At 68.7% G+C, this 26,610-nt stretch carries 27 protein-coding genes, 1 tRNA gene, 1 pseudogene and 1 riboswitch; of the genes and pseudogenes, 20 read left to right on the plus strand and 9 right to left on the minus strand.

The genetic code is table 11. The features are described from left to right. The first annotated feature begins 32 nt into the window (after positions 1-32). From fliR to JWN21_RS01945, 4 genes are all read left to right on the plus strand, one after another. Positions 33-809 carry a flagellar biosynthetic protein FliR gene (gene fliR / locus JWN21_RS01930; RefSeq protein ID WP_299645719.1) on the plus strand — a complete coding sequence of 259 codons (777 nt, stop codon included), beginning with the start codon at positions 33-35 and terminating at the stop codon, positions 807-809. Then, positions 806-1,927 carry a flagellar type III secretion system protein FlhB gene (flhB, locus tag JWN21_RS01935; RefSeq protein WP_299645720.1) on the plus strand — a complete coding sequence of 374 codons (1,122 nt, stop codon included), beginning with the start codon at positions 806-808 and terminating at the stop codon, positions 1,925-1,927. The genes fliR and flhB overlap by 4 nt, the downstream gene beginning before the upstream one ends. A gap of 112 nt (positions 1,928-2,039) precedes the next feature. Next, positions 2,040-3,434: a flagellar filament capping protein FliD gene (gene fliD, locus JWN21_RS01940; protein WP_299645721.1), complete on the plus strand. Its 1,395-nt coding sequence runs from the start codon at positions 2,040-2,042 to the stop codon at positions 3,432-3,434. A gap of 8 nt (positions 3,435-3,442) precedes the next feature. After that, positions 3,443-3,841 carry a flagellar protein FliS gene (locus JWN21_RS01945; protein ID WP_299645742.1) on the plus strand — a complete coding sequence of 133 codons (399 nt, stop codon included), beginning with the start codon at positions 3,443-3,445 and terminating at the stop codon, positions 3,839-3,841. Here JWN21_RS01945 and JWN21_RS01950 read toward each other — a convergent pair. The 5 genes from JWN21_RS01950 to argH are packed head-to-tail and all read right to left on the minus strand — an operon-like array spanning position 3,838 to position 8,408. Then, complete coding sequence (locus JWN21_RS01950) at positions 3,838-4,788, minus strand: CorA family divalent cation transporter (RefSeq protein WP_299645722.1); 951 nt, start codon at positions 4,786-4,788, stop codon at positions 3,838-3,840. The genes JWN21_RS01945 and JWN21_RS01950 overlap by 4 nt on opposite strands. After that, positions 4,785-5,558, minus strand: a complete 774-nt coding sequence (locus JWN21_RS01955) for an NAD(P)-dependent oxidoreductase (RefSeq protein ID WP_299645723.1) — start codon at positions 5,556-5,558, stop codon at positions 4,785-4,787. Before JWN21_RS01955 ends, JWN21_RS01950 begins: the two co-directional genes overlap by 4 nt. Next, the gene (gene lysA / locus JWN21_RS01960; protein ID WP_299645724.1) at positions 5,555-6,811 is read right to left on the minus strand and encodes a diaminopimelate decarboxylase; all 1,257 of its coding nucleotides are present in this window, start codon (positions 6,809-6,811) and stop codon (positions 5,555-5,557) included. The genes JWN21_RS01955 and lysA overlap by 4 nt, the downstream gene beginning before the upstream one ends. Then, positions 6,811-7,044: a hypothetical protein gene (locus tag JWN21_RS01965; RefSeq protein WP_299645725.1), complete on the minus strand. Its 234-nt coding sequence runs from the start codon at positions 7,042-7,044 to the stop codon at positions 6,811-6,813. Before JWN21_RS01965 ends, lysA begins: the two co-directional genes overlap by 1 nt. After that, entirely contained in the window at positions 7,041-8,408 is a 1,368-nt protein-coding gene (gene argH / locus JWN21_RS01970) for an argininosuccinate lyase (protein ID WP_299645743.1), read from the minus strand. The genes JWN21_RS01965 and argH overlap by 4 nt, the downstream gene beginning before the upstream one ends. Before the next feature lie 121 nt (positions 8,409-8,529). On the opposite strand from argH, the gene JWN21_RS01975 reads away from it, so the two are divergent. Together JWN21_RS01975 and JWN21_RS01980 are read left to right on the plus strand one after the other, a co-directional pair. Further along, positions 8,530-9,015 (plus strand): TlpA disulfide reductase family protein, encoded by a 486-nt coding sequence (locus tag JWN21_RS01975; RefSeq protein ID WP_299645726.1) that lies wholly within the window; start codon positions 8,530-8,532, stop codon positions 9,013-9,015. An 86-nt stretch (positions 9,016-9,101) separates the two neighbouring features. Beyond that, positions 9,102-10,040, plus strand: coding sequence for a hypothetical protein (locus JWN21_RS01980; RefSeq protein WP_299645727.1), 939 nt, complete (start codon positions 9,102-9,104; stop codon positions 10,038-10,040). A gap of 17 nt (positions 10,041-10,057) precedes the next feature. On the opposite strand, the gene JWN21_RS01985 is transcribed toward JWN21_RS01980, so the two are convergent. Beyond that, positions 10,058-10,131, minus strand: a tRNA-Gln gene (locus JWN21_RS01985). Between the two features lie 145 nt (positions 10,132-10,276). Here JWN21_RS01985 and JWN21_RS01990 point away from each other — a divergent pair. After that, complete coding sequence (locus JWN21_RS01990; protein WP_299645728.1) at positions 10,277-11,314, plus strand: Ppx/GppA phosphatase family protein; 1,038 nt, start codon at positions 10,277-10,279, stop codon at positions 11,312-11,314. Between the two features lie 10 nt (positions 11,315-11,324). After that, positions 11,325-11,993: an RlmE family RNA methyltransferase gene (locus tag JWN21_RS01995; protein WP_299645729.1), complete on the plus strand. Its 669-nt coding sequence runs from the start codon at positions 11,325-11,327 to the stop codon at positions 11,991-11,993. A gap of 182 nt (positions 11,994-12,175) precedes the next feature. On the opposite strand, the gene rpoZ is transcribed toward JWN21_RS01995, so the two are convergent. Continuing rightward, positions 12,176-12,517 (minus strand): DNA-directed RNA polymerase subunit omega, encoded by a 342-nt coding sequence (gene rpoZ / locus JWN21_RS02000; RefSeq protein WP_299645730.1) that lies wholly within the window; start codon positions 12,515-12,517, stop codon positions 12,176-12,178. Between the two features lie 122 nt (positions 12,518-12,639). Here rpoZ and JWN21_RS02005 point away from each other — a divergent pair, with 122 nt between their 5' ends. Then, positions 12,640-13,812: a phosphatidylserine/phosphatidylglycerophosphate/cardiolipin synthase family protein gene (locus tag JWN21_RS02005; RefSeq protein ID WP_299645731.1), complete on the plus strand. Its 1,173-nt coding sequence runs from the start codon at positions 12,640-12,642 to the stop codon at positions 13,810-13,812. A 41-nt stretch (positions 13,813-13,853) separates the two neighbouring features. Here JWN21_RS02005 and JWN21_RS02010 read toward each other — a convergent pair whose 3' ends face one another. After that, entirely contained in the window at positions 13,854-14,468 is a 615-nt protein-coding gene (locus JWN21_RS02010) for a methyltransferase domain-containing protein (RefSeq protein ID WP_299645732.1), read from the minus strand. 157 nt (positions 14,469-14,625) lie between these two features. Between JWN21_RS02010 and JWN21_RS02015 the strand changes: the two genes are divergently transcribed. The 3 genes from JWN21_RS02015 (at position 14,626) to JWN21_RS02025 (ending at position 16,860) form a co-directional block, all read left to right on the plus strand. Next, positions 14,626-14,949 (plus strand): antibiotic biosynthesis monooxygenase, encoded by a 324-nt coding sequence (locus JWN21_RS02015; protein WP_299645733.1) that lies wholly within the window; start codon positions 14,626-14,628, stop codon positions 14,947-14,949. A gap of 29 nt (positions 14,950-14,978) precedes the next feature. Continuing rightward, complete coding sequence (locus tag JWN21_RS02020; RefSeq protein WP_299645744.1) at positions 14,979-16,241, plus strand: MFS transporter; 1,263 nt, start codon at positions 14,979-14,981, stop codon at positions 16,239-16,241. Between the two features lie 139 nt (positions 16,242-16,380). Continuing rightward, complete coding sequence (locus tag JWN21_RS02025; RefSeq protein ID WP_299645734.1) at positions 16,381-16,860, plus strand: hypothetical protein; 480 nt, start codon at positions 16,381-16,383, stop codon at positions 16,858-16,860. On the opposite strand, the gene JWN21_RS02030 is transcribed toward JWN21_RS02025, so the two are convergent. After that, positions 16,857-19,151 carry a CDC48 family AAA ATPase gene (locus JWN21_RS02030; RefSeq protein WP_299645735.1) on the minus strand — a complete coding sequence of 765 codons (2,295 nt, stop codon included), beginning with the start codon at positions 19,149-19,151 and terminating at the stop codon, positions 16,857-16,859. The two genes, JWN21_RS02025 and JWN21_RS02030, sit on opposite strands and share 4 nt — an antisense overlap. 358 nt (positions 19,152-19,509) lie before the next feature. Here JWN21_RS02030 and JWN21_RS02035 point away from each other — a divergent pair, with 358 nt between their 5' ends. The 8 genes and pseudogenes from JWN21_RS02035 to JWN21_RS02070 all read left to right on the plus strand — a co-directional run. Continuing rightward, positions 19,510-20,394 (plus strand): LysR substrate-binding domain-containing protein, encoded by an 885-nt coding sequence (locus JWN21_RS02035; RefSeq protein ID WP_299645736.1) that lies wholly within the window; start codon positions 19,510-19,512, stop codon positions 20,392-20,394. A gap of 48 nt (positions 20,395-20,442) precedes the next feature. After that, positions 20,443-21,264, plus strand: coding sequence for a sterol desaturase family protein (locus JWN21_RS02040; RefSeq protein WP_299645737.1), 822 nt, complete (start codon positions 20,443-20,445; stop codon positions 21,262-21,264). Beyond that, positions 21,239-21,607: a DUF2141 domain-containing protein gene (locus JWN21_RS02045; protein WP_299645738.1), complete on the plus strand. Its 369-nt coding sequence runs from the start codon at positions 21,239-21,241 to the stop codon at positions 21,605-21,607. Before JWN21_RS02040 ends, JWN21_RS02045 begins: the two co-directional genes overlap by 26 nt. 231 nt (positions 21,608-21,838) lie before the next feature. Next, on the plus strand, positions 21,839-22,711 hold the full coding sequence (locus tag JWN21_RS02050) for a MipA/OmpV family protein (RefSeq protein WP_299645739.1): 873 nt from the start codon (positions 21,839-21,841) through the stop codon (positions 22,709-22,711). Between the two features lie 19 nt (positions 22,712-22,730). Then, complete coding sequence (locus JWN21_RS02055) at positions 22,731-23,342, plus strand: ferritin-like domain-containing protein (protein WP_367182897.1); 612 nt, start codon at positions 22,731-22,733, stop codon at positions 23,340-23,342. 128 nt (positions 23,343-23,470) lie between these two features. Beyond that, a riboswitch (TPP riboswitch) is annotated at positions 23,471-23,578 on the plus strand. A 40-nt stretch (positions 23,579-23,618) separates the two neighbouring features. Then, positions 23,619-25,478 carry a phosphomethylpyrimidine synthase ThiC gene (gene thiC / locus JWN21_RS02060; protein ID WP_299645740.1) on the plus strand — a complete coding sequence of 620 codons (1,860 nt, stop codon included), beginning with the start codon at positions 23,619-23,621 and terminating at the stop codon, positions 25,476-25,478. Then, positions 25,471-26,190, plus strand: coding sequence for a phytanoyl-CoA dioxygenase family protein (locus JWN21_RS02065; RefSeq protein ID WP_299645741.1), 720 nt, complete (start codon positions 25,471-25,473; stop codon positions 26,188-26,190). The genes thiC and JWN21_RS02065 overlap by 8 nt, the downstream gene beginning before the upstream one ends. 30 nt (positions 26,191-26,220) lie before the next feature. Further along, a pseudogene (locus JWN21_RS02070) lies at positions 26,221-26,430 on the plus strand (phosphomethylpyrimidine synthase ThiC); the annotation flags it as partial. Positions 26,431-26,610: the final 180 nt, after the last annotated feature.

Below are 26,610 nucleotides of genomic sequence, written 5' to 3' on the forward strand. Positions count from 1 at the left end.
CTGAAACAAGTTCAGCATGACGGAGTGCCGAGTTGTTAGGGTTCGGATTAGCCATCGAACCCCAGCTGTGGGCGCTGGTGTTCGTGATGGTGCGGATCGGCGCAGCGTTCATCGTCGCGCCGGTGTTCGGCGCGATCGGGGTGCCGTTGCAGGTCCGTATCGCGCTGTCGGCGGCGATCGGCGTGCTGGTGCTGGGCACGCAGACGATCACCCCGCCGGCCGAGGTGTTCTCCGTCGCGACGTTCGCCGCGATCGGGGCGGAGGCGCTGGTGGGGTTCTCGCTGGGCTTCATCCTCCAGATCGCGTTCGCCGGCCCGCTGGTGGCGTCCGAGGTGATCGGCACGTCGATGGGGCTGGGCTTCGCGTCCGCGATCGATCCCCAGAACGGCCGCTCGACGCCCGCGCTGGGGCAGTTCTTCTCGATCATGCTGACGCTGCTGTTCCTGTCGGTCGATGGCCACCTCGTGCTCGTCGAGATGCTGGTGCGCAGTTATGAGGTGCTGCCGCCGGGCGGGGCGTGGCTGTCGGCCGGTCAGGTTCAGGGTGTCGCCCTGTTCGGCGGGTATCTGTTCCTCGCCGGGCTGCTGCTGGCGCTGCCGGTCGGCTTCCTGCTGCTCTGCCTCAACATGATCGTCGGCATGATGAGCCGCGCCGCGCCGGCGTTGAACCTGTTCGCGGTCGGCCTGCCCGCCAGCCTCGCCGTCGGCGTGATCGCGCTCGCGATCGCCTTTCCGGCGATGGGCGATTACATGCTGATCATCGTCCGCGAGGGCCTGTCCGCCACCGAACGGCTGGTGCTCGGCACATGAGCGATCTCGACAAGACAGAAGCCCCAACTCCCAAGCGCCTGGAAAAGGCGCGTGAGGACGGGCAGGTTCTGCGTTCGCGCGACTTCGCCACCGCGCTGGTGGTGCTCGCGGGCGCGGCCTGGTTCGCGTTCGCCGGCCCGTCGCTGCTCGCCGCGTGCAAGGAGGTGATGGCGGCCTCGTTCACCTTCGGGCGCGACGAGGTGGAAGCGTTCTCGCCGTTTCGTCCGATCGCGCAGGCCGGCGCCAAGCTGCTGCCCTCGCTCCTCACGCTGTTCGCGGTCAGCATCGCCGCCGCGATCCTGAGCCAGGTCAGCTTCGGCGCGCAGGGCTGGAACGGCAAGCTGCTGATGCCCAAGGCGTCGCGCATCAACCCGGGCGCGGGCCTGAAGCGCGTTTTCGGCCCGACCGGCTGGATCGAGCTGGGCAAGTCGCTGCTCAAGCTGGTGCTGCTGTCGGTGATCGGCTGGTACATGCTGCGCCGCGTCGCCACCGAGTCGATCGGCCTGGCGGGCTCCGACCTCGGGGCTGCGCTCGCGACGCTGGGCAATACCTTCACCGCCGTGCTGTTCGCGATGGCGGCGGGGCTGGTCATCATTGCCGGCGTCGACGTGCCGGTTCAGCTGATCCGCCTGCTCAAGAAGCTGCGCATGACCAAGCAGGAGGTCCGCGACGAACACAAGGAGAGCGACGGCAACCCGGAAGTGAAGGGTCAGCAACGTGCCCGCGCGCGTGCGATGATGAACCGCAACACCCGCAAGGCGATCGCCGAGGCGCATGTCGTGCTCACCAACCCGACGCATTTCGCGATCGCGCTGCGCTATGAGCGTGGGCGCGATCAGGTGCCGGTCGTGGTGGCGAAGGGGCGCGGCGCGACCGCATTGGCGATCCGCGATCTGGCAAGCGAAGCGGCGGTGCCGGTGCTGGAATATCCGCAGCTCGCCCGCGCGCTCTATTATACCAGCCGCGAAGGGCAGGAGGTGCGCGACGACCTGTATCTCGCGATCGCGACGGTGCTCGCCTTCGTGTTCAACTTGAACGCGGCCGCCGGGGGGTCGCCGCCGCCGGTCGACGTGCCGACGGGGGCGCGGTTCGACGAGAACGGGGTCGTTCCGGGTTAGACCCGCACCGGAAACCCGGTTTATGCGATCCAGCCGCAGCAAGGGAGGCCGGTAAGGCAAGGTTGGATAACACCTAAAAGTTCAGCGCAATCGGCCGTTCTACAAGTCGATCATGACGACCGCACCCACCAGCTCCACCGCCTCGATCGTCAAGACGCTGGGGACCGGCTCGGGGCTCGACACCGGCGCGATCGTCTCCGCGCTGGTGGAGGCGCAGTTCGCGGCCAAGACCGCGCAGCTGACCCAGAAATCCGACGCGCTGACCGCGCAGATATCCGGCATCGCCAAATTGAAGAGCGGCATCACCGGCTTCGATGCCGCCTTGCGCGCGCTGGTGAAGGGCGGCAGTCTCGCCACCCAGCCGACCAGCAGCGTTCCCGGCGTCGCCACCGCCACTGCGGCTGGCAGGGTCGCTGGTCTGTCGGCAACGCTCACCGTCACCCGGCTCGCCGCCGCGCAGGCCGCGACCACCAACACCGCCGTCGCCCGGACCGATACCTTCCGCGCGGGCACGCTGGACATCACGAAGGGTGGCGCCACCACGTCGCTGGCCATTGCCGCCACCGACACGCTCGATTCGATCGCGGCGAAGATCAACGGCGCGACGACGCTGGGTCTGACCGCCACCGTCGTGACCGACGGAGCCGGCGCGCGGCTGACGATCAAGGGCGCGACGGGCGCGGCGAACGCCTTCACGATTAGCGGCAGCGACATCGATGCCGCCGCTGCCGGCATGAGCCTCGCGGATCTGTCCGTCGGCACAGGCGCTGGCGGCACCACCATCGGCACCACCGCCGCCGATGCCGAGCTGGTGCTGGACGGCGCGATCTTTCGTCGCGCGACCAACAGCGTCGCGGACCTGCTCGCGGGCGTGCGGCTGGACCTGAAGGCGACCGGCACGACGACGTTGGGGGCCACGCCGCCGGGCGCGGACCTGGCGCAGGCGGTCAACGACTTCGTCACCACGTTCAACGAGCTGCAGGCGGTGATCAGGACCGAGCTCGACCCCGTCACCGGCGCGTTGCGCGCGGACCCCGCCGCCGCCACGCTGCGCCGCTCGCTGGGTCAGCTCACCACCGTGTCGCTGGCGACCAATGCCGATGGCGCGCCGCGTACGCTGGGCGATATCGGCGTGCGCACCGGCCGCGACGGCACGCTGTCGGTCGACACGGTGCGGCTGACCAAGGCGCTGACCGACTTCCCGACGGCGGTCGAGGCGATGTTCGCCGACGGCACCGGCGCGAGCAACGGCGGCCTCGCCGCCGCGCTGGGCGCGATCACCACGCGCGCCACCGACCGCAGCTTCGGCTTCGACGCGGAGGTGCAGCGCTACACCGCCGTCCAGGCCGACCTGGCCCAGGCGAAGGAAAAGGCGGCGGCAGCGGCGGAGCAGATGGAGACCCGCCTCGTCCGCCAGTTCGCGTCGATGGACGCGCGTGTCGCCGCGTACAAGTCGACGCAGGACTTCCTCAAGCAGCAGGTCGAAGCCTGGAACAAGAGCGACTGATGGCCGGCGTGATGTATGCGTCCGCGCTCGGTCGCGATCCCGCCGCCACCTATCGCCAGATCGACGTCGCCGGTCGCACCGCGATCGCCGACGGCCCGGCGCTGGTGCAGCTGCTGTACGAGGAACTGGTCTCCGCGCTGCGGGCCGCCGGCCACGCGGTCGAGCACGGGCAGTATCGCGGCAAGAGCGAGCGGGTGACGCGCGCTACCGCCATTCTTTTCGCGCTCGAAGCGGGGCTGGATTTCGACAATGGCGGCGACGTGTCGCGCACGCTGGCGCGTCTGTACGCCGGGGCGCGCGCGACGGTGCTCGACGCCGCGATGGGCGACGACCCGCGCCCGTTCCGCGACACCGCCGATACGCTGGAAGAGATCGCCGGCGCCTGGCGAACGGCGCGCGCGGCTTAACCCTTGAACCAGTGCTTGCGCAGGAAGAAGCCGAGCACGAGCAGCACGATCGCGGCGCAGGTCAGCGTGATCCATTGCCACGCATGCGGCGATTGCGCGCCCGGCAGCTTCACGTTCATGCCGTAGAAGCCCGTCACGAAGGTGAGCGGCAGGAACATCATCGCGACGATCGAGATCACCAGCCCGCGCCCGTCCAGCTGCTCGGCGCGCAGGTCGCTGAGCGCGTCGTGCATCAGCGCCGATCGCTCGCGGATACTCTCCAGCTCCTCCGCCATGCGCGCGGCACGGTCGGCGGCGGCGGCGAGATGGACGCGGTCGTCGGCCTCCAGCCAGTCGCCGGGTAGCGCGCCCAGCCGCTCCAGCGCGTCGCGCTGCGGGTTGAGGAAGCGGCGAAAGCCGATCGCCTGCTTGCGCACATCGCTGACGTTGCGGCGCAGGTCGAAGATGTGGTCGGCCGACAGCCGCTCCTCGCAATCGTCCAGGCTGTCGCCCAGCGCCGCGACGACCGGATCCAGGTCGGTGGTGATCGCGGTCGCGAAGGCGGCGATCAGGTCGCCGGGATCGCGCACGCTTCCTGCCGCCACCACCGCCTCGACCGCGTCCGTGGCGACCAGATGTGCGCGACTGACGGAAAAGACGCGGCCCTTGGTGGCCCAGATACGGACGGATGCGAGCGGATCGGACTGCGACAGCTCTTCCTTGGCGCGGCCGCGCAGGTTGACCAGCGCGCCGGTGGCGAACTCGTCGCATCGCGGGCGCGTTTCCGTCGCGGTCAGCGCCTCGACGACGTGCAGGTCCAGCTTCGCCTCGTCTGCCAGCCAGGCGCGCGCCTCTTCGGCATGGGTGCTGAGATGCACCCAGACGAGCGCGTCGTCACACGCCAGCGCCGCCTCGATCGGCACGGATTCCGCGGATTCGCCGGTGACCCGATAGCCGAACCCGTTCACGCCCATCCCACCCAAACGCTAAGTCCGGGCAGTTCATCGCCCGGCGGCGCATCGCATGCAATCCGCGCCGCGTCCGCACGGGCACGTTCCAGCATGGCGGCAGGTATGTCGGGCGGATGAAACACGCGATCGGCCAGCGCCAGCCACCGCGCCTCCCGCAGCGTGAGATCGTCGGGGTCGGGAGAACGCAGCAGGATGGGGACAAGCGTCGGGTCGACAGCGGTGGCCTCGGTGAGGTCGTCGAGCCAGCCTTCTACCCGGCCCGCCGAGGCGCCATCCAGCGGGTTCAGCTCTCCCGCCAGCGCCGCGCCGATCGCCCGCCGCCGCTCGCCACCGTCGGGCAGGGCGGCACGCAACCGATCGCGGGCGGCGAACAGCGCGTCGGCGAGCCGTCCCAGGTTGGCCGGCAGCAGCGCCTCCAGCCGTTGCCGCACCGCCGCCGCCAGGCCCGCCGACACGCCGCCGGTGGCGACCGCGATCAGCACCGGCGAGCGGTCGACGACGGCCGGGAGCGTGAAATCGCACAGCGTCGGCCGGTCGACCGCATTCACCAACACCCCGCGCGCGCGCAGCCGCTCGACCGCCGCCACCGCCGCCGCGTCCTCTTCGATCGCCACGATCGCCAGCCGTGCGTCGGGGTGGTCGGTGACGACCCGCGCCCCGGCCCGTTCCAGGACGCGCCGCTTGGCGTCCGCCGCCTCGCCCTCGCCCAGCAGGATGACCGGCTGCCCCGTCACCTTCACCAGCACGGGCAGGCCCGGCCAGCTCACAGCCAGTCCGGCACCCGCTCCGCGGCGATCAACGCCGCCGGCTCGACGCGGTCCGCGACCACCGCGAACCGGTCGCCGTCGACCAGCACCTCGGGCACCAGCGCGCGGCTGTTGTAGGTCGACGCCATCGTTGCGCCGTACGCGCCGGCGGTGCGGAACACCGCCAGGTCGCCGCTGCGCACGGCATCGATGTCGCGGCCCATCGCGAAGGTGTCGCCGCTTTCGCATATCGGGCCGGCGATATTGGCGGTGATCCGCTCGCCGGTGGGCTCGACGGCGACGAAATCGTGCCAGGCATCGTACAGCGCCGGCCTGGCGAGGTCGTTCATCGCCGCGTCGACGATGACATAGGGATTCGGCTCGCCCGGCTTGTTCCAGATCACCCGCGTCAGCAGCACGCCGGCATTGCCGGCGATGACGCGGCCCGGCTCGAACATCAGCTCGACGTCCCAGCCCGCCGTGGCGCGCGCGACCATCGCGCCGTAATCGGCCGGCGTGGGGAGCAGCTCGCCCTCGCGATACGGCACGCCAAGCCCGCCACCCAGATCGACGCGGTCGATGCGGTGCCCGGCCGCGCGCAGCGTGCGGACGAAGTCGCCGATGCGGCCAAACGCGGCCTCCAGCGGTGCGAGATCGGCGAGCTGGCTGCCGATGTGCAGCGCCACGCCGCGTAGATTCAGCCCGTCGAGCTTCGCGAGCCGGTCGAACATCGCGGCTGCGTCGGCGATCGGCACGCCGAACTTGTTCTGCTTGCGCCCGGTGGAGATCTTGGCGTGCGTGCCTGCGTCGACATCGGGATTGACGCGGAGCACCGCGGGCGCGCGCCGGCCGCGAGCGTGCGCGAGGCGGGCGAGCACCTCGCCTTCTTCCTCCAGCTCGAGGTTGAACTGGCCGATGCCCGCGTCCAGCGCCGCCGCCAGCTCGGCGTGCGTCTTGCCGACGCCGGAAAAGACGATCGCGTCGGCCGGCATGCCCGCCGCCAGTGCGCGCGTCATTTCGCCGCCCGAGACGACATCGGCGCCGTAGCCCTCGTTTGCCATCAGCCGCAGCACGGCAAGGTTGGGATTGGCCTTGACCGCATAGGCCAGATGCACGCGCGACAGGCCGCTCAACGCCTCGCGGAATACGCGCGCATGGCGGCGAAAGGTGGCGGCGGAATAGACATAGACGGGCGTGCCGACCTGCTCGGCGATGACGGGCATCGGCACGTCCTCGGCATACAGCACGCCGTTCCTGAAGCTGAAATGATCCATTATTCGGGCGGCAGATCGAATTCGTCGGCGCGGCGCTCCTGGGCGTTGGTGAGCAGTTCGTCCGAACGTTGGGGGCGTTGCTGCGGCGTCGGCGTCACCAGCTGCGTCGGCGTCGGCTGTGCGCTCGCGCCATAAGGCGCAGGCGGCAACGTCCCACCGGGCGGCGGCTTCAGCCCGACCGCGGAGCCGCAGCCGGCGAGCGCCAGCGGGGCGAAGATCAGCAACTGCTTCACGACAGGTCCTTTCGCGCGACGGCGATCGCGGCGCGTACATTGGCGGGCGCGGTGCCGCCATAGCTGGTCCGGCTCGCTACCGATGCGTCTACCGACAGCACGTCGTACACCCCGGCCGAAATCCTTGCATCGATCGCAGTCAGATCGTCGAGCGGCAGCTGGTCGAGCTTGCATCCCAGTTCCTCAGCCCGCTTCACCGCACGGCCGGTGATGTGGTGCGCCTCGCGGAACGGCACGCCCGCCTCGCGCACCAGCCAGTCTGCCAGATCGGTCGCGGTCGAGAAACCCGCCTCCGCTACTTCGCGCATCCGCTGGGTGCGGAACGTCGCGGTCGCGATCATGCCCGTCATCGCGGCGAGGCACAGCCCCAGCAGGTCGTGCGCCTCGAACACCGGCGGCTTGTCGTCCTGCATGTCCTTGGAATAGGCGAGCGGCAGCCCCTTCATCGTCACGGTCAGCGCGACGAGGCAGCCGGTGATCCGCCCGGCATGGCCGCGCACCAGCTCGGCCGCGTCGGGATTGCGCTTTTGCGGCATGATCGAGCTGCCCGTCGACCAGGCATCCGACAGCGCCACGAAGCCGAACGGCTGCGACGCCCACAGCACGAACTCCTCCGCCAGCCGGCTGAGGTGCAGCGCGCATTGCGTCGCAGCCTGCAGGTAATCGAGCGCGAAATCGCGGTCGCTGACCGCGTCCAGGCTGTTGCGCGTCGGGCGGCCGAAGCCGAGCGCGGTTGCCGTCGCGTCGCGGTCGATGGGAAAGCCGGTGCCCGCCAGCGCCGCCGACCCGAGCGGACATTCGTTCAGCCGCGCGCGCGCATCGGCGAAGCGGCTGCGGTCGCGACGCAGCATTTCGAAATAGGCCATCAGATGGTGGCCGAGCGTCACCGGCTGCGCGGATTGGAGGTGCGTAAAGCCCGGCATCACGCTGGCGGCATGCTCCTCCGCGCGCGTCAGCAGCGCGCGTTGCAACGCCTTCAACGCCACCTCGACCTCGTCGATCGCGTCGCGCACCCATAGGCGGAAGTCGGTCGCGACCTGATCGTTGCGCGACCGCGCGGTGTGCAGCCGCCCGGCATCGGGCCCGATCGCGTCGGCGAGCCGGCTTTCGGTCAGCATGTGGATGTCTTCGAGCGCCAGATCGTCGGGCACGCCGTTGGCGGCGTAATCGTCCGCCACCCGATCGAGGCCAGCGGCGATCGACGCGACCGCGTCCGCATCGACGATCCCCTGCGCGCCCAGCATCGCCGCATGCGCCTGGCTGCCGCGAAGATCCTGCCGCCACATGCGCTTGTCGAAGGGCAGGCTGGCGTTTATCTCGCGCATCACGGCCGCCGGGCCTTCGGCGAAGCGGCCACCCCACATGCTGTTGGAGCCGCTCATGTCGTTTTCGCTGTCGGGGCGCTCGGCGATCGCCTGTCTCCTGGCGCTAACCGCCGTCGGCTGCACTAAGGAGCCGGCAGCGCCCCCGCAAGCGGACGCGAACATGACATCGCCCGACGAAGCGCCGCCCAGCGCGCCGGCTGCGCGCGCGGGCGCGGTCGACCGCAGTCACAAGGGCGAGGCGATGCCGGCCGCCAGGATGACCGGACTGGACGGCAAGCCGATCGCGCTGGCGTTGTTCGGCGGCAAGCCGCTGCTGGTCAATTTGTGGGCGACGTGGTGCGCGCCGTGCGTCGCGGAGATGCCCGCGCTGGACGCGGCGGCGGTGGGCATACCGGCGATCGCGCTCAATCAGGGAGAGGATGCGGCGAAGGTCGAGGCGTTCCTGCAACGCGTAAAGGTCTCCAACCTGCAGACTGTGCTCGACCCCGAGATGGCGGTCAGCGTCGCGTTGCCCGCCAACCTGCCGACCACCTTGCTGTACGACGCGCAGGGCCGCGAGATCTGGCGCGTCGCTGGCGCGCGCGACTGGGCGTCGGCGGAGTCGCGCGCGCTGATCGCCGAAGCAAAGGTGTCGCAGGGGACTTGACTCTGAGTAGGGCTCTGCTTGGCTGACGCGATTCGTTCTGGGGGGAACCGATGGCCGCCAATACCAAGCCCGTTACCGTCGCATGCATGGATCTGAAGCACCTCACCGGCTATTTCCGCAGCATCGGTCTCGCCGTCGCGATCCAGGGCAATACCCGCGCCGAGTGGAAGGATTACGACGAGAGCACCGTGCTCAACATCGCCTATGGGCTGGTGCCGTGGATGCAGAAGCCCGGAACCGTCGAGGTCAGCCAGAACTGGGGCAGGATTCGCAAGGAAGCCGACGAACGCGGGCAGAAGCTGCTGCTCACCTTTCTCGACAAGCTCGCCACCAAGGGCCCGGCAATCGCGTATAATTATGCCGCGCAGATGCAGGGCGTGAAGCAGCAGGCGATCTTGTCGACCAGGGAGCTGTTCAAGGATGTCGGCGAGATCAACCGGGAGATCGCGGGCTTGGCGGGACAGGGTGCACGGCGGATGGCGGACATCCAGCTCGGCGCCACCTTGTTGTTGGCCGGGGTCGGCTGCGCGATCGGCGTCGGGGCGCTGGTCGTGCCCGCCGGCACGGCGCTCGCGGCGACCGGCGTCGGGCTGGGCTACAATATCGCGGGCACGTTCATCAAGGACGCCGGGCAACTGAGCGATGCGGGCGCGGTCGCCATCCAGACCGAGGTCGGCAAGGCATCGCTGGGCACCGGCATGGATGCGAGCAAGGGCATCGTGAAAGGCACACTCGCCAGCCACGCGGACGCCAACACCAAGGCGTTGGAGGCCGCGCAGAAGAAGGTCGCCGAGATCAACGCCGCGATCGAGCGCAAGCGCAGTGCCAGCAAGATCGCCAAGCTGACGCGAAAGGCCGAAGCGCCCAGGCAGATCGCCGCTCAGGCCGGCAAGCAGCTGGCGACGAACAAGAACATCGCCACCGCGGGCAAGGTCGTGAGCAAGGGCGTGCCGATCGTGTTCTTCGCGCACGATGTCTGGAACGCCTATTCCGACTGGGCGGACGTCTATGAGGAGACGAGGTAGCGGCGCTGGCGGAAGGATGGATGCCCGACAAGGACTCGAACCTTGATTGACGGAGTCAGAGTCCGCTCTCTTACCATTAGAGGATCGGGCAGTCCGGGCCGCTTTAGGCGGCAAGCGGGGGCGAATCAAGGCCGGCTTGCCGGTGGTCGTCAGGCGCGCTAGCATCTCGACCAAGCACCGAGCGGGGGACTCAACCCCTCGCGCCGGCATAACAGAAGAAGCGAGTGTTCTGGCCGATGGGGGATGCGTCCGCCCACGAGCCGCGGCGGCAGCAGCCTGACCGATCGGCGGCGATACGGCCCCAGCGGGGTCGCTGGTCAACCGCGCAAGCCTTTGCCGCGCTGGATCTGGGCACCAACAACTGTCGCCTGTTGATCGCGCGGCCGCAAGGCACCGGCTTTGCCGTTGTCGACGCCTTCTCGCGAATCGTCCGGCTCGGCGAGGGGCTGGCGGCGAGCAACCGGCTGAGCGACGCGGCGATCGACCGCACGCTCGCGGCGCTGCGGATCTGCGCCGACAAGCTGCAGCGGCGCAACGTCACGCTGGCGCGGTCGGTCGCGACCGAGGCGTGTCGGCGCGCGGAGAACGGGGCCGAGTTCATCGCCCGCGCCTATGCCGAGACGGGCATCCACCTCGACATCATCTCGGCGGAGGAGGAAGCGCGGCTCGCCGTGCTGGGCTGTCACGTGCTGATCGAGCCGGGCGAGGACCCGGCGCTGATCTTCGACATCGGCGGCGGCTCGACCGAGCTGGTGCTGGTCGACACCAGTGGGGTGGTGCCGCGCGTGCTCGACTGGCATTCCGCGCCCTGGGGTGTGGTGTCGCTGACCGAAAGTGCCGGCGGTGGAGAGGGGCGCGACGGGCTGCTTGCCGCCTATGCGCGCATGCGGGCGATGGTGACCGACAGCTTCGCGCCCTTCGCACAACGGCTGCCGCGTGGCATCGTGCGGCCGCGTCTGCTGGGCACGTCGGGAACGGTGACGACGCTGGGCTCGGTGCATCTGGGACTTAGCCACTATGATCGCTCGATGGTCGACGGGCTGATCGTGCCGGCGGATGCGATGCGGCGGATCAGCGGCGAGCTGGCGGCGATGGCGGTGAGCGAGCGCGCGCAGCTGAGCTGCATCGGCACCGAACGCGCGGACCTGGTGGTGGCGGGATGCGCGATCCTGGAGTCGATCATGGACCTTTGGCCCGCCGAGCGGGTCGGCATCGCCGATCGCGGCATCCGCGAAGGCATATTACGGCGGCTGATGGGAGCCGCCCGGCCATGATCGGGACGCCATGACCAAGAAGCTCGTCGGCCCGCAGCGCGTCAAGACCGCCCGCAAGCGCACGCCGCAATCGACCGCTTGGCTGGAGCGGCAGCTGAACGATCCCTATGTCCGCAAGGCCAAGGCCGACGGCTATCGCAGCCGCTCGGCATACAAGCTCCTCGAGCTGGACGAGCGATTCGGCTTTCTGAAGGGCGCGCGGCGCGTGATCGATCTGGGGTTGGCGCCGGGCGGGTGGAGCCAGGTGATCAGGCGGCAGGTGCCCAACTGCACCGTGGTCGGCATCGACCTGCTGCCGGTGGACCCGATCGAGGGTGTCACGATCCTGCACCTGGACTTCATGACCGACGCTGCGCCCGGCATGTTGCAGGACGCGCTGGGCGGGTCGGCGGACCTCGTGCTGTCGGACATGGCGGCGAACACCGTCGGCCACCCGCAGACCGACGCCCTGCGCACCATGGCGCTGGTCGAGGCGGCGGCGGACTTCGCCTATGGCGTGCTGCGCCCCGGCGGCGCGTTCGTGGGCAAGGTGTTCGCGGGCGGCGCCGATGCGGCGCTGGTCGCGGAACTGAAGCGGCGCTTCACGACAGTGAAGCATGCCAAGCCGCCGGCGTCGCGCAAGGGCAGCGTCGAGTGGTTCGTTGTCTGCCAGGGCTTCAAGGGTGAGTCAGCGCAGTAGCGCTATTCTGCGGCGCAGACTGGCCACGCCGTCGGGCGAGGTCGGTGGGTTGGATGCTGTTTGTGTGGTCACGCCGCGGCAAAGCCGCGCCGTCGGTCGACACGCGCGAGTGCGAGCTCGCGCGGTCGCTGGCCGTGAATAACGCTCATCTTCAGCTAGCGGCAAGCCGTTAGCCTCAGGCGTTATTCGTAATCACCACCCATATTCTGGTTCCGCGGCGGCGCGGCCGCAGTGAGCCGCAAGGCTTCGGCGGACGCCTGCAACGAGCCGATCGCGTCGGCCTCGTCCTCGTCGTCGATCTGGACCCGCTGGAGACCGTTGATCACCGACTCCTCCAGATGATCGGGCCGCACCGTCTCCTCCGCGATCTCGCGCAGCGCCACGACCGGGTTCTTGTCGCGATCGCGATCGATCGTCAGGTCCGCGCCACCCGAGATCTGGCGCGCACGCTGGGCGGCGAACAGCACCAGGTCGAAACGATTGGGGATCTTGTCGACGCAATCCTCGACGGTGACGCGCGCCATGGCGTTTCCTTAAGTGTTCAGCAGCTGCCGGAAAGCGCGATCGTCTAGCGCACGGGGTCGCGCAAGTCAACGAAAGTGCTCGCGCTTGCCCTCCGCGCGGCGCTGCCCCATGCCCGCGCGCCATGGCCCCACCGCCACCTCCACCGGCACCGCAACCCTCCTTTACCGTCGACGGCAATCGCCTGACGCTGCTCGACACGGGTCGGCGGCGGCTGGACGCGCTGCTTGCCTTGATCGACGGGGCGCAGCGGTCGCTGCGGCTCGTCTATTACCTCTATGCCGACGACGATACCGGGCAGCAGGTCAACGACGCGCTGATCCGCGCCGCGCGGCGCGGCGTATCGGTGGCGTTGATCGTCGACGGGTTCGGCGCGGGCCTGCGGGCGCCGCGGTCGTTCTTCGATCAGCTGGAGGAAGCCGGCGTCGCGATGTGCTGGTTCCTGCCCCGTTGGGGTCGCCGCTATCTGCTGCGCAATCACCAGAAGCTGGCCCTGGCCGACGAGGAGCGGATCATCGTCGGCGGCTTCAACATCGAGGACGATTATGTCGGCAGGGCGGAAAGCCCGGAGCTGATCTGGCGCGATCTGGGCCTGGTGGTGGAAGGCCCCGCAGCGGCGCGGATGGTCGGCTATTTCGATGCGCTGCGCGCCTGGAGCAGCCAGCCCAAGGCCAAGCTGCGCCACCTCAACCGCGTGCTGCGGCGGTACAGCGAGTCGCAAGGGTCGGTGCGCTGGTTGATGGGCGGGCCAGTCAAGCGGCTGTCACCCTGGGCACGCTGCCTGCGCGCGGACATGCGTGGCGCCAGGCGCATCGACATCATCGCGGGCTATTTCGCACCCTCGCCGACGATCCTGCGCCAGCTCGACCGCGCGGGAAAACGGCAGGCGCAGGTGCGTATCGTCTCCGCGGCGCTGTCGGATCACCCGGCTGCGGTGGAGGCGGCGCGCTTCACCTATGCCGGGCTGCTGCGCAAGAAGGTGCGGATCTTCGAGTATCTGCCCTCCAAGTTGCACACCAAGCTGTATCTGGTCGACGACACGACGATGATCGGCTCGGCCAATTTCGACATGCGCAGCCTGTTCATCAACCTGGAGCTGATGCTGCGAATCGACGACGCGGCGTTCGCCGCGCACATGCGGACCTATGTGGACGGCGAGATCGCGAACAGCGAGGCGATCACCCCGGCGGTGCATCGCGCCCGCACGGGCTGGGGGCGGCGGGTGAAGCAGTTCGTGGCCTACGCGCTGCTCGCCGTGGTGGACCCGACGGTGTCGCGACGGCTGAATTTAGGGTGAGCCGCTAAACCCTTTCCCGCTTGCGGGAGAGGGTTGGTCCATCAGTCCTTGTGTGCCCAGTAAAGCTGCGCCGGCGGCACATTCCACCATTCCATGCCGTGGTCGATGCGGTCGAAATGGACCGCGACATATTGGCGGATCTTGGGCGAGAACTGATACACCAGGAACGCGCCGCCCGGGCGCAGGACCTGATGCGTGGCGGCGACGATCGCCGGGCCGACCCCTTCGGGCAGCGTGGAGAAGGGCAGGCCCGACAGCACGTAATCCGCCGCGTCGTGGCCGTGGTCGCGCACGATCTGTTCGACGTCCGCCGCCGAGCCGCTGACGGCGGCGAAGCGCGGGTCGGTGATCGTGTGGCGCAGATAGCGGACGAAGTCGGCATTCGTGTCGATCGCGATCAGCTTCGCGTCCGGCGCCAGACGATCGAGGATCGGGCGGCAGAAGGTGCCGACGCCGGGGCCGTATTCGACGAACAGCTTGGCATTCTCCCAGTCGACGGGAGCGAGCATCCTGTCGATCAGCCGGTCGGACGACGGGATGACCGATCCGACCATCACCGGGTGCTTCAGGAATCCCTGAAAGAACATTCCCCACGGGGTGGGGACGCCGGGGGCACGGGAGCGGGCGCGCCTGGTGGCAGTGGTCGAACTCGGCATAGGGCTCCCTGATCCTTGGGCGGCGGCATGGCAACGTTTTCGCGGCGGTAATGGAGCCGCCCCGCTCTCACAACCTTTTCTGGCACAACCTTTTCTGGCACAACCTTTTCTGGCGGCGAAGGGTTGCGCGCCGCGTGCGGCGGCGTAACGCCGGCCCATGAACGATAGCCGTGCCGGTCAGGTCGCCGTGATCTTCACCTCGCAGCGCAACGGCCGCGACGAGGCTGGGTACGGCGCGGCGGCGGCGGCCATGGAGACGCTCGCCGAAGCGCAGCCGGGCTATCGCGGAATTGTCAGCGCACGCGGGAGCGACGGGTTCGGCATCACCGTCAGCTACTGGGCGGACGATGCCGCCGCCAGGGCTTGGCGCGATCAGCCCGACCATGCCCTCACCCGCGAGGCGGGGCGGGCGCGGTGGTACGACGGCTATACGGTAACGGTCGCCGAGGTGCGGCGTGATTACGATTGGAGCGTCCCGTGACCAAGCGCGTCGACCGCAATTTCGCGCTCATGTTCCTGGTCATGCTGACGGTGGCGGCGGCCAACACCGCGCTGCAATCGGTGCTGCCCGCGCTGGGGCGCTCGCTTGGCGTGAGCGACGCCGCGGTGGCGGCGGCGTTCTCCGTGTCGGCGCTGCTATGGGTGGTGGCGGCGCCATTCTGGGCGAACCGGTCGGACCGGCAGGGGCGGCGCACGATGATCCTGCTCGGAATGGGCGGGCTGGTGGCGTCGCTGATGATCTGCGGCGTGTTCCTGCTGATGGGCATCAACGGGTACATCTCGGGCCCGGCGGCGTTCGCGCTCTTCATCGTCGGGCGGCTGATCTATGGCAGCCTCGGGGCGGCCGCACCCCCTGCCGTGCAGGCGCTGGTGGCGGGCAGCACGACACGCGAGGAACGGACCAAGGCGCTGACGCTGCTCGCGTCGGCGTTCGGGCTGGGCACGATCGTCGGCCCCGCCATCGCGCCGTGGCTGATCCTGGGCAGCATCGGCGGGGTAGAGGTCGGGCTGGCCGGGCCGGCGTTCATCATGGCCGGGTTCGGCATGCTGGTGTGGCTGTTCGTGCGGCGCATGCTCCCCGACGACCGGCCGCAACCGCGTGCGGAGGGCGACGCGAGTGGCGCCCAGTCGGCCTATCCCTCGATCGGCGGGGCGCCGACCGGCGCGAGCGTTCGCGCCGCGACCGCGTCGCGCAGCGAGCCGGTCGGGTTTTTCGACCCGCGCATCCGCGCCTGGGTGATCGTCGGTCTGGTGATGGGGCATGCGCAGGCGATGACCAGCCAGGCGATCGGCTTCCTGGTCATCGACCGGTTGAACCTGGCCCCCATCGCCGCGCTGGAGCCGACCGGGATCGTGCTGATGATGGGCGCGGGCGCGGCGCTGCTGGTGCAATGGGGGATCATCCCGATGCTGAACCTCAACCCGCGCCAGCTGGTGCTGATCGGACTCGCGATCTCGGCGGTGGGAACGGCGCTGACGGGTCTGGCGACGTCGCTGTTCGGCATCGCGACCGCGTTCGCACTGGCCAGCCTGGGCTTCGGCTTCTCGCGCCCCGGCTTTACCGCCGGCGCATCGCTGGCGGTCGGGCCGGAGGCGCAGGGCTCGGTCGCGGGCAAGGTGACGAGCGTCAACGGCGCCAGCTTCGTGCTGGGGCCGTCGATCGGCGTCGGACTGTACGGGATGCAGCAGTCGCTGCCGTATCTGACGGCGGGCGCGGCGTGCGTGGTGATGGCGGTCTATGCGTGGGTGGCGCTTAGGGAAAAGCCGGCATGAGCGTGCGGGACTCTTGGTTCCGCAACACATCCTGGAACGCAGCGATCGATCAGGCTTTTATGCAAAGCTACGCAGGGCTCGCAACAAAGGTCAGCCGCTGCGAATACAAGCCATCCACCTCGCTAAGCGACACCCGGATGTGGCGCTGCGTTTGCTCGAACAGTATTTCGAGCTTGGCGAGCAGCCCGACGCGGCAGCCGCTTATGTTACGCGAGCCGAAATTTACCGGGACACCGGCAATATTGATGCGGCGTTGGACGCATTTGAAGGAGCACTGGCTGAGCAAGCATTGCAGCCGGGTCACCGGACCTCCTCGTGGCTCGGATTTGCGATGTTGGTCGCAGAGGCGGGTCTAACGGTGCATTACTCACGCGCCCTTGAGATCCTCCAACGAGAGGTCCCGCAGGCCGCGTTTCCAGTAGAGCGACATCATGGGCATGGAGCGCGAGCGTTGATCCTCGACGACATTGGACAAGCGGACGCTGCGCAAGCGGCGGCGAGATCGGCGATAGCGGCTGCTAACGAAAGCTATTCTGGCTTCCGGAATCATCCGACGCTTGGACTTGCTACGGTCGTCGACAGCCTGTTCGATCGACGTGTCGCCGACCTGGCTGGCTAATCCACCCCCTTCGCCCCCCTCGGCGTCAGCTGGCCCGGCGAGATGAAGCCCAGCGGCTGGATCGCGTTCGCGTCCTGCTTCAGCCGCGACGCCATCTGTTCGTAGTCGCGTTCCACCTCCGGGGTGACGCTGGCGCGGGAGTCGGTCAGCGCGGCTTCGAAATCCGCCATCGTCACTTCCGCCGACTCCAGCGAGCGGCGCAGCGCTGACAGGCCGGCCCTGCGCGTCACATCCTCCAGGTCGGCGCCGGTGAACCGCTCCGTGCGCCGCGCGACCGCGTCGAGATCGACGTCCTCGGCGAGCGGCATCTTGGCGGTCTGGATGCCCAGGATACGGCGGCGGCCGGGTTCGTCGGGAAGGCCGACATAGATCAGCTCGTCGAACCGGCCCGGGCGTAGCAGCGCGGGGTCGACGAGGTTGGGGCGGTTGGTCGCCCCGATCACCACCACCGCCTGCAGCTCCTCCAGCCCGTCCATCTCGGCGAGGATGGTGTTGACGACGCGCTCGGTGACCTGCGGCTCGCCGCCGCCCGAGCCACGCGCCGGGACCAGCGAATCGAGCTCGTCGATGAAGATCACGCAGGGCGCGACCTGACGCGCGCGCTGGAACAGCCGCGCGATCTGCTGCTCGCTCTCGCCATACCATTTGCTCAGCAGGTCGGACGATTTGGTGGCGATGAAGTTCGCCTGCGCCTCGCGCGCGACCGCCTTGGCGAGCAGCGTCTTGCCGGTGCCGGGCGGGCCATAGAGCATGAAGCCCTTGGCGGGACGGATGCCGAGCCGACGGAACGCCTCGGGATCCTTGAGCGGCAGTTCGACGCCCTCCTTCAAGCGCATCTGCGCATCGTCGAGGCCGCCGACATCCTCCCAGCGCACGCGCGGCGCCTCCACCATCACCTCGCGCATCGCCGACGGCTGGACGCGCTTCAGCGCCCCGAGGAAATCGTCGCGTGTGACCGACAGCTGGTCGAGCACCTCGGGCGGGATCGTGCGCTCCTCCAGATTGAGCTGCGGCATGATGCGCCGCACCGCCTCGATCGCCGCCTCGCGGGTCAGCGCCGCCAGGTCCGCGCCGACAAAGCCATAGGTGGTACGCGCCAGCTCGCCCAGATCGACGCCGTCGGTCAGCGGCATGCCGCGCGTGTGGATGCCCAGGATCTCGCGCCGGCCGCGCTCGTCCGGCACGCCGACCACGATCTCGCGATCGAACCGGCCCGGTCGACGCAGCGCCTCGTCGATCGCCTCGGGCCGGTTGGTGGCGGCGATCACGACCAGATTGGCGCGCGGCTCCAGCCCGTCCATCAGCGTCAGCAGCTGTGCGACCAGCCGCTTCTCGGCCTCGCCGGTGACATTGCCGCGCTTGGGCGCGATCGAATCGATCTCGTCGATGAAGACGATCGAGGGCGCGTTCTTGGCCGCTTCCTCGAACACCGAGCGCAGCCGGCCCTCCGACTCACCATAGGCTGAACCCATGATCTCGGGGCCGTTGATCAGGAAGAACTGCGCGTCGCTCTCGTTCGCCACCGCGCGCGCCAGCCGGGTCTTGCCGGTGCCGGGCGGGCCATAGAGCAGCAGGCCCTTGGGCGGGTCGACGCCCAGCCGCTGGAACAGCTCGGGATAGCGCAGCGGCAGCTCCACCATCTCGCGCAGCTGGTCGATCGTCGTCGCCATGCCGCCGAGATCGTCATAGGTAACGTCGGCGCGGCGCGCCGCGTGCGGCTCCTCATATTCCGACCGCAGCTCGACCTCGGTATTCTCGTCGATATGGACGACGCCCTTGGGCACGGCCGAAACGACCAGCAGCCTGATCTCCTGCAACGCATAGGCGGGCTGGGTGATGAGGCTGCGCACCACCGGGTTCATCTCGTCGACGCGCTGGTGCCCGGCGGTGGCGACGATGTCGCCGCTGACCAGCGGCCGGCCGACGAAGGTCCGCTTCAAGGCGTTGGTCGAGCCCTGCAGCCGCAGATTCTGCTGCGCCGGTGCGAAGACGACGCGCGTCGCCGGCTTCGACTCGACCTTGCGCACCTCGACGAAATCGCCCGACCCGACGCCCGCGTTCGCGCGCTGCAGGCCGTCGATGCGCAGGATGTCGAGGCCCTCGTCCTCCTGGTACGGGCGCACCGCGCGCGCCGGTGTGGCTCGCTTGCCGATGACCTCGATGACATCGCCTTCGGTCAGCCCCAGCGCCGCCATCAGCGCGCGCGGGACATGGGCGAGGCCACGGCCGGAATCATCCGGGCGGCTGTTGGCGACCTGAATCTTGCGGGTCGTGGGGTCGGCGTCGGCCATCTGTCGTTTTCTCGAGCCTGTGGAGAAGGGGAAGCGCGGGAAGTGGGGGTAGGGTTCCGGGATTGCGAGGGTGGCATTTTCGCGGCACCCTGCGGCACAGCCGCGTCGTCGAACGGGAGCGCTGCGCTTCCCGCCGCCGTGCTTGTTCGTCGGGCGCGCAGCTTTGCTGCTCGCGTGCGAACTGCGCAAAAAAACGCCGGCTACCCGAAGGCCGCCGGCGCTTGAAAGTTTATAGGAGAGGATGCCTGAAAGGCCTGTCCTATGTGCAGTGCGGCATTTTATGTTGCAAGTGCGAAGTGATCGCTTACGCTTGCGTTTCGTGCAATCGCGCGAACTTGGATCGTGCCGGAGAACGCGGATGCGTCGCTTGCCGCCGCTGGGAGCCATCGAAGCCTTTGTCCAGGTCGCGCGGACCGGCTCCATCAAGGCGGCGGCCGAGGAACTCTCGCTGTCGGCCCCCGCGCTCAGCCGTCGCGTGCAGTCGCTGGAGCGGTTCATCGGCAAGCCGGTGTTCGACCGGCGGCACCAGGCGGTGGTGCTGAACGCGGACGGCGAGCGGCTGCTCGGGCATCTCGCGCCCGCCCTCGATCAGCTGTCGGACGCGGTCGAGGCGATGACCAGCGAGACCGAGCTGTTGCGGCTGCGGCTGGGGGTGCTGCCGCTATATGCCTCCCAGCGGTTGTTCCCGCACCTGGGCGATCTGCGCCGCGATCATCCCGAACTGCACCTCGACATCGACACCGCCGGCCACGGCGTGACCCGGCTCGGCGACGGGCTGGACGCGGCGATCGTGCTGGCGCGCGAGGTCGACCCGGCGCTGCACGCCGACCGGCTGGACCGCAACAGCGTATTCGCGATCGGCGCCCGCGCGCTGGTCGAGGGCCCCGACCCGGTGATGCGGCCGGAGCAGCTGTCGAAGCTCACCGTGCTGGTCCACCGCGACATGCCCGATACCTTCTCCGCGTGGCGTCAGTCGGCAGGTGTCGGCGGCATCGAGCCGCTCGCGGTCGATTACTTCGATTCGGGCGCGCTGATGCTGGAGGCCGCCGCGCAGGGGCTGGGCGTCGCGTTCATGCACGAAAGCCACTTCGTCGACGCGGACGATCCCCGGCTGGCGCGACTGTTCGAGATCGTGGTCGAGAGCCCGTATTCCTACTGGTTCGTCTGCCGTCCGCGCGCGCTGCAGACCAAGCCGGTGCGGATGTTCCGCGACTGGCTGATCTGGACGCTGGGGGCGGCATAAGGTCGACGAAGGTGGCAGCGAACGGCAAGGACCTGTATCGCCCCCGCGATGACCGCCGTCCTCGCGCTTTTCCTTTCCGCCGTCGCGATGACCGCGATCGTCGGCGTGCGCTACCTGCTGACCTCCGGCGGGTTCGCGTGGGCGACGCGGCTGCGGCATCCTGGCCTGTATCGCGGACTCGACGCGCAGGTGCGGCGCGAGATCGGCTGGAGCCTCGCCTCCGCCGCCATTTACGGCGTGCCAGCGGGGATCGTCGCCTGGGGGTGGCAGAACCGCGGGTGGACGCTGATCTACACCGATGTCGCCGCCTATCCGCTGTGGTGGCTGCCGGTGTCCGTGCTGCTCTTCCTCGTCGCGCACGACACCTGGTTCTACTGGACGCATCGCTGGATGCACCGGCCTCGGCCGTTCAGGCTCGCCCATGCCGTTCATCACGCCAGCCGCCCGCCGACCGCCTGGGCGGCAATGGCGTTTCACCCGCTGGAGGCGCTGACCGGGGCTGTGGCCATTCCGCTACTGGTCTTCCTCATTCCGATCCATGTCGCCGCCCTCGGACTGGTGCTCGCGATCATGACGGTTATGGGGGTGACCAATCATATGGGATGGGAGGTTTTCCCCCGGTTCATGTGGCGCGGTCCACTGGGTGGCTGGCTGATCACCGCCAGTCATCACCAGCGGCACCACGAACAATACGGGTGTAACTATGGCCTCTACTTCCGCGTCTGGGATCGGCTCTGCGGCACCGACCGGGGTGTTGGCGACTTTACGCGAGACCACTCCAGGGCGGCTGTACGGCACGGCGGCGCTGGCGCTGGCGAGCACGCTGCTGGCGGGCGCGGCGCCGGTGGCGCGGCTGGACGTCACGATTGACCAGCTGCGCTCCGCCAAGGGGCTGATCCGGGTCTGCCTGACCGCCGACCCTGCCAATTTCCCCGCCTGCATCGACGACGCGGACGCGGTGACGCTCAGCGTTCCCGCCGCGCAAGGCCGCTTCACCGTGCCGGCGCTGCGCCACGGCCTCTACGCGCTGGCGGTCATCCATGACGAGAACGGCAACGGCCGGCTCGATACGTTCGCCGGCATCCCGCGCGAGGGCTATGGCTTTTCGCGCAATCCCGCCGCTCGCTTCGGCCCGCCCCGCTTCACCGCCGCGCGCTTCGCGGTGGCCGGCGACGAGGGAGCGGAGCGCGTGAGGATGCGGTATATCTTCTAGCGCAGGCGGTCCGCGCGCAGCGCAGTTGCGCGCGCGACCGACAGGCTCGGCCGGCGGGTCGACGCAGTCGAACCCGTCCGACGTGACGGCGCGGCTCTGCCGCGACGTAAGTCCCAACCTTCGCCACCGATGCAGGGCCGCAACACCACCAACGCGAAGCAACGGCTGACCGGACACAAACGCCGGCGCAGGTGTTACGCAAAGGAAACAATCTCCTATCGGAGCACAGCCTTGCACCCCATCTATCTCGCCTCTGCACTCCTTGGCCTGTTCGTCGCCGCTCCGGTTCTGGCGCAGAGCGCGCCCACCGCGACGCCGCCCGACATCGGGGGTGTGGCCGAGGATGCCGACGGCGACTCGATCACGATCGGCGCGGGCGGGGTGTACCTGCCCGATTATGAAGGCTCGGACGATTATCGCTTCACCGCCGCGCCGGGCGCGATCGGGTCGTACAAGGGGTTCAGCTTCACGCTGGCGGGCAATCGCTTCTCGGCCGATCTGATCCCCAACGCGTCTGGCCCCGGCGTCGATTTCCAGCTCGGGCCGGTCGCCGTGGTCAATTTCAACCGCTCGTCGATCAAGGGCATCGACGACGCGCGCGTCAGGGCGCTGGGCGAACTGGACACCGCGATCGAACTGGGCGGCTTCGTCGGCATCGGCAAGACGGGCGTCTTCACCAGCGACTATGATCGGCTCAGCGTGTCGGTTTCCTATCGCAAGGACGTGGCCGGCGCGCACGAGGGCGGCATCTGGCAGCCGTCGATCAACTATCTGACCCCGTTGAGCCGCAAGGCCGCGATCGGTCTGTTCGCCTCGGCCGAACATGCCGACGACGACTATGCCGCCTATTATTTCACCGTCAGGCCCGCGCAGACGCTGTCGTCGGGCCTGCCCGCCTATGCCGCGCGCGGTGGGTGGAAGAACTATACGGTCGGCGCGCTCGCCACCGTCGCATTGACCGGCGACCTGCTGCACGGGCTCAAGCTGGTCGGCGGCGTCACCTATGCGCGACTGCTCAACGATTTCGGTGACAGCCCGGTGACCCGCGTCGCGGGGAGTCGCAGTCAATGGCTGGGCGCGGTCGGGCTGGCCTGGACGTTCTAGCGCCGGCAGTCACACGACCCTGCGCACCGCGCTGGCATCGGCTGCGGTGGCGCAGCCGGCGATCAACATCTCCGGCGATGCCACGGGTGCATTCACGGCGGTGGCGCGTGCCGCCGGCGTGGTCGGCCCGACCGGGATCTTCGATCCTTATGAGTCGCCGAACAACTTCCTGATCGGTGCATTCATCTTCGAGGATGTCGGCGTGACGGCGTACAAGGGCGCGGCGCCCTTGCTCACCAGCGCGACCTTCCTGGAAGCAGCGGCGGGCATCCTGGCTGCGGAGGCCTCTCATGCCGGTCTGGTGCGGGCGATCCTGTATTCGCGCGGGCAGACCACGCCTGCGTTGATCGCCACCGCACAGCAGGTCTCCGACCTTCGCGATACGGTGGACGGCACGCCGACCGAGGACGCGATCCGCGGCATCGGACCTGACGACGATCAGGGCATCACGGCGACGCCCAGCACGGCCGGCGTGTCCAACCTGGTCCCGACCAGCGCCAACGCGCTGGCCTACAGCCGCACGCCACAGCAGGTGCTGAACATCGTGTACGGCACCCGGACATCGGTCAGCGCCGGCGCATTCTTCCCGGCGGGATTGAACGGCGTGTTCAGGACCAGCGCCGCCAACTGATCCAAGGCGCAGAACGAATGGCCGCGCAGGGCGACCCCGCGCGGCCTTTTCGTGTCCGGATGGCATCCGTGGTGGATCGACAGACGCGTGATGTTCGCTGGACCCGCCGTAACAACGCCACTACTACCCTCCCATCCCCGGGGAGCCGCCAAACGGCTGAGATTGGGCAAGAGCGTCCAGGACCCGCCGAACCTGATCCGGTTGATACCGGCGGAGGGAGGGAGCGGCTTTCGATCCCGAAACCCGCGCTCGCTCCGTTTCCTTGGAGCGAAACGCATGGCCGACATCCCCAGTAAGTTCGACATCGGCGTCACCACCGGCCCGATCCGCGGATCCCGCAAGATCCACGTCGGCGAACACCGCGTCGCGATGCGCGCGATCGATCTCGACCCCTCCTCGGGTGAGCAGCCGCTCAACGTCTACGACACGTCCGGCCCGTACACCGACCCCGACGCCCGCATCGACATCGGCGCCGGCCTGCCCCAGCGCCGCCGCGAGTGGATCGTCGCGCGCGGCGATGTCGAGAGCTACGACGCGAGAGCACTCCGTCCCGAGGACAACGGCCAGCTCGGTCCCGACCGCTCGGGCGGCGTTCAGCCCTTCCCGAACGTCGTCCGCCGCCCGCTGCGCGCCAAGGCCGGCGCGAACGTCAGCCAGATGCACTACGCCCGCCGCGGCATCATCACCCCCGAGATGGAATATGTCGCCGTCCGCGAGAATATCGGCCGCGACGCGCTGGTCGCGCACATCCGCGACGGCCAGGATTTCGGCGCGTCGATCCCCGACCATGTCACCCCCGAGTTTGTTCGTGATGAAGTGGCAAGAGGCCGCGCGATCATCCCCAACAACATCAACCACCCCGAAACCGAGCCGATGGCGATCGGCCGCAACTTCCTGGTCAAGATCAACGCCAACATCGGCAACTCCGCCGTCGCGTCCAACGTCGCCGCCGAGGTCGACAAGCTCGTCTGGTCGATCCGCTGGGGCGCCGACACGGTCATGGACCTCAGCACCGGCCGCAACATCCACGACACCCGCGAATGGATCATCCGCAACTCGCCCGTCCCGATCGGCACCGTGCCGATCTATCAGGCGCTGGAAAAGGTCGGCGGCATCGCCGAGGAGCTGACCTGGGAGATCTTCCGCGACACGCTGATCGAACAGGCCGAGCAGGGCGTCGACTATTTCACGATCCACGCCGGCGTCCGCCTGCCGTACGTGCCGCTGACCGCCAAGCGCGTCACCGGCATCGTCAGCCGCGGCGGCTCGATCATGGCGAAATGGTGCCTCAGCCACCACAAGGAGAGCTTCCTCTACGAGCGTTTCGACGAGATCACCGAGATCATGAAGGCGTACGACATCGCCTACAGCCTCGGCGACGGCCTGCGCCCCGGCAGCATCGCCGACGCCAATGACGAGGCGCAGTTCGCCGAACTCTACACGCTGGGCGAACTCACCAAGCGCGCCTGGGCACAGGACGTCCAGGTGATGATCGAAGGCCCCGGCCACGTGCCGATGCACAAGATCAAGGAGACCATGGACAAGCAGCTGGCGGCGTGCGGGGAGGCTCCCTTCTATACGCTCGGGCCGCTCACCACCGACATCGCGCCCGGTTACGACCACATCACCAGCGGCATCGGTGCTGCGATGATCGGCTGGTACGGCACCGCGATGCTCTGTTACGTCACCCCCAAGGAGCATCTCGGCCTGCCCGACCGCGACGACGTCAAGGTCGGCGTGGTGACCTACAAGCTCGCCGCCCACGCCGCCGACCTCGCCAAGGGCCACCCCGCCGCGAAGCTCCGCGACGACGCGGTGTCACGCGCGCGCTTCGACTTCCGCTGGCGCGACCAGTTCAACCTGTCGCTCGATCCCGACACGGCCGAGAACTACCACGACCAGACCTTGCCGGCAGAGGGCGCAAAGACCGCCCATTTCTGCTCGATGTGCGGCCCCAAATTCTGTTCGATGAAGATCACGCAGGAGGTCCGCGATTTCGCCGCGAAGCAGAACGCGCCGGTCGAGACGTTCGTCGCGGTGGAGGACGCGGAAGCCGGGATGGCCGGGATGAGCAAGCTCTACAACGAGACTGGTCGCGAGCTGTACATGGGAGCAGCCGCGCGGGAGCATGACTGACCATCCGCCAGTGACGGCAAGCGGTGATGCCTTGCCCGTCGCGACACCTGGCGCCGGCCGGGGCCTCGATGCGCAGGCGCTACGCGAGCTGGACGAGCACGGCTATCTGGTGGTGCGCGCCGGCGTCCCCGACGACTGGATCGGCCCGCTGCGCGCCGCCTTCGATGCCGGCGTGCTCCCTTCGGACCAGTGGCCGGTGCCGCGCGGCCGCGACTGGCAGCACGCGCTGCTCGACACCGATCCGTACGTGCAGCGCGTCTGCCGCCTGCCGGTCCTGCTCGACGCCGCGCGGCATGTGCTGAACGCCCCGTTCTTCCTGTCGCAGGTGGAGGGGCGCGCGCCGTGCCGGGGCAATATGGCGCAGCCACTGCACCGGGACGGCGCGGGCTCCCCCAGGCAGCTGATGGCGGCGATGATCTGGCTCGACCCTTACGCGCAACACAACGGCGCGACCCAGATCGTCCCCGCCTCGCATCGCGGCGAGGAGGGCGAGGGGGGCGAGGCGGCGGCAGAGCCGACCGTGCTGACCGGTGCAGCGGGCGATATCCTGATCTTCGATCCCGACACCCTCCACGGCGCGACCACCAACCACAGCGGCGCCCCCCGCCGGTCGCTGCTGCTACTCTATGCGGCAGCGGCGCTGCAGGCGGAGCACCGTGAAACGGAAAGACTCCGGGGCGTGCGGATGGATACCAGCGAGATTTTCGAATGAAGGTGATCCACTGGCCGCGCATCCGCTGGGGAGGCCGCCAAGGCCGCCTACTTCTGCTCGACGTGCAGCCCCAGATTCTGCTCGATGGAGATCATGCAGGAGGTGCGGGATTTTGCCGCGATGGAGAATGCGCCGGTGCAGACGTTCGTGTCGGTGGAGGACGCGGAGGCCGGGATGGCGGAGATGAGTGAGCGGCTTCGGGAGAGGGGTGGGGACGTTTACCTGCCGGCTGCGGAGTGAGCCGTGTCCGTCTGCCCTATCCTTTGAGCATCGACGAGCGCTGCTCGGCACTGCGGTACTCGGCCGGAAGCGGATGCGCTTCCGGCCAATATCCCAAGCCCTTCAGACTGACGAAACGACCTGAACGCCATAGGTTGGTGCCGAATACCTTCACCTTGTCGGTACCTGGAAAGCTGAAGC

The organism is Sphingomonas bacterium, assembly GCF_028292945.1.
Classification (GTDB): Bacteria; Pseudomonadota; Alphaproteobacteria; order Sphingomonadales; family Sphingomonadaceae; genus Sphingomonas.

Excerpts from the sequence above, each read along its gene's own strand:
- flhB (WP_299645720.1), top strand. The coding sequence starts at position 806 with ATGAGCGATCTCGACAAGACAGAAGCCCCAACTCCCAAGCGCCTGGAA.
- fliD (WP_299645721.1), top strand. The coding sequence starts at position 2,040 with ATGACGACCGCACCCACCAGCTCCACCGCCTCGATCGTCAAGACGCTG.
- lysA (WP_299645724.1), bottom strand. The coding sequence starts at position 6,811 with ATGGATCATTTCAGCTTCAGGAACGGCGTGCTGTATGCCGAGGACGTG.
- argH (WP_299645743.1), bottom strand. The coding sequence starts at position 8,408 with ATGTGGGGTGGCCGCTTCGCCGAAGGCCCGGCGGCCGTGATGCGCGAG.
- JWN21_RS01975 (WP_299645726.1), top strand. The coding sequence starts at position 8,530 with ATGACATCGCCCGACGAAGCGCCGCCCAGCGCGCCGGCTGCGCGCGCG.
- JWN21_RS01980 (WP_299645727.1), top strand. The coding sequence starts at position 9,102 with ATGGATCTGAAGCACCTCACCGGCTATTTCCGCAGCATCGGTCTCGCC.
- JWN21_RS01990 (WP_299645728.1), top strand. The coding sequence starts at position 10,277 with ATGGGGGATGCGTCCGCCCACGAGCCGCGGCGGCAGCAGCCTGACCGA.
- JWN21_RS01995 (WP_299645729.1), top strand. The coding sequence starts at position 11,325 with ATGACCAAGAAGCTCGTCGGCCCGCAGCGCGTCAAGACCGCCCGCAAG.
- rpoZ (WP_299645730.1), bottom strand. The coding sequence starts at position 12,517 with ATGGCGCGCGTCACCGTCGAGGATTGCGTCGACAAGATCCCCAATCGT.
- JWN21_RS02005 (WP_299645731.1), top strand. The coding sequence starts at position 12,640 with ATGGCCCCACCGCCACCTCCACCGGCACCGCAACCCTCCTTTACCGTC.
- JWN21_RS02010 (WP_299645732.1), bottom strand. The coding sequence starts at position 14,468 with ATGCCGAGTTCGACCACTGCCACCAGGCGCGCCCGCTCCCGTGCCCCC.
- JWN21_RS02015 (WP_299645733.1), top strand. The coding sequence starts at position 14,626 with ATGAACGATAGCCGTGCCGGTCAGGTCGCCGTGATCTTCACCTCGCAG.
- JWN21_RS02020 (WP_299645744.1), top strand. The coding sequence starts at position 14,979 with ATGTTCCTGGTCATGCTGACGGTGGCGGCGGCCAACACCGCGCTGCAA.
- JWN21_RS02030 (WP_299645735.1), bottom strand. The coding sequence starts at position 19,151 with ATGGCCGACGCCGACCCCACGACCCGCAAGATTCAGGTCGCCAACAGC.
- JWN21_RS02035 (WP_299645736.1), top strand. The coding sequence starts at position 19,510 with ATGCGTCGCTTGCCGCCGCTGGGAGCCATCGAAGCCTTTGTCCAGGTC.
- JWN21_RS02040 (WP_299645737.1), top strand. The coding sequence starts at position 20,443 with ATGACCGCCGTCCTCGCGCTTTTCCTTTCCGCCGTCGCGATGACCGCG.
- thiC (WP_299645740.1), top strand. The coding sequence starts at position 23,619 with ATGGCCGACATCCCCAGTAAGTTCGACATCGGCGTCACCACCGGCCCG.
- JWN21_RS02065 (WP_299645741.1), top strand. The coding sequence starts at position 25,471 with ATGACTGACCATCCGCCAGTGACGGCAAGCGGTGATGCCTTGCCCGTC.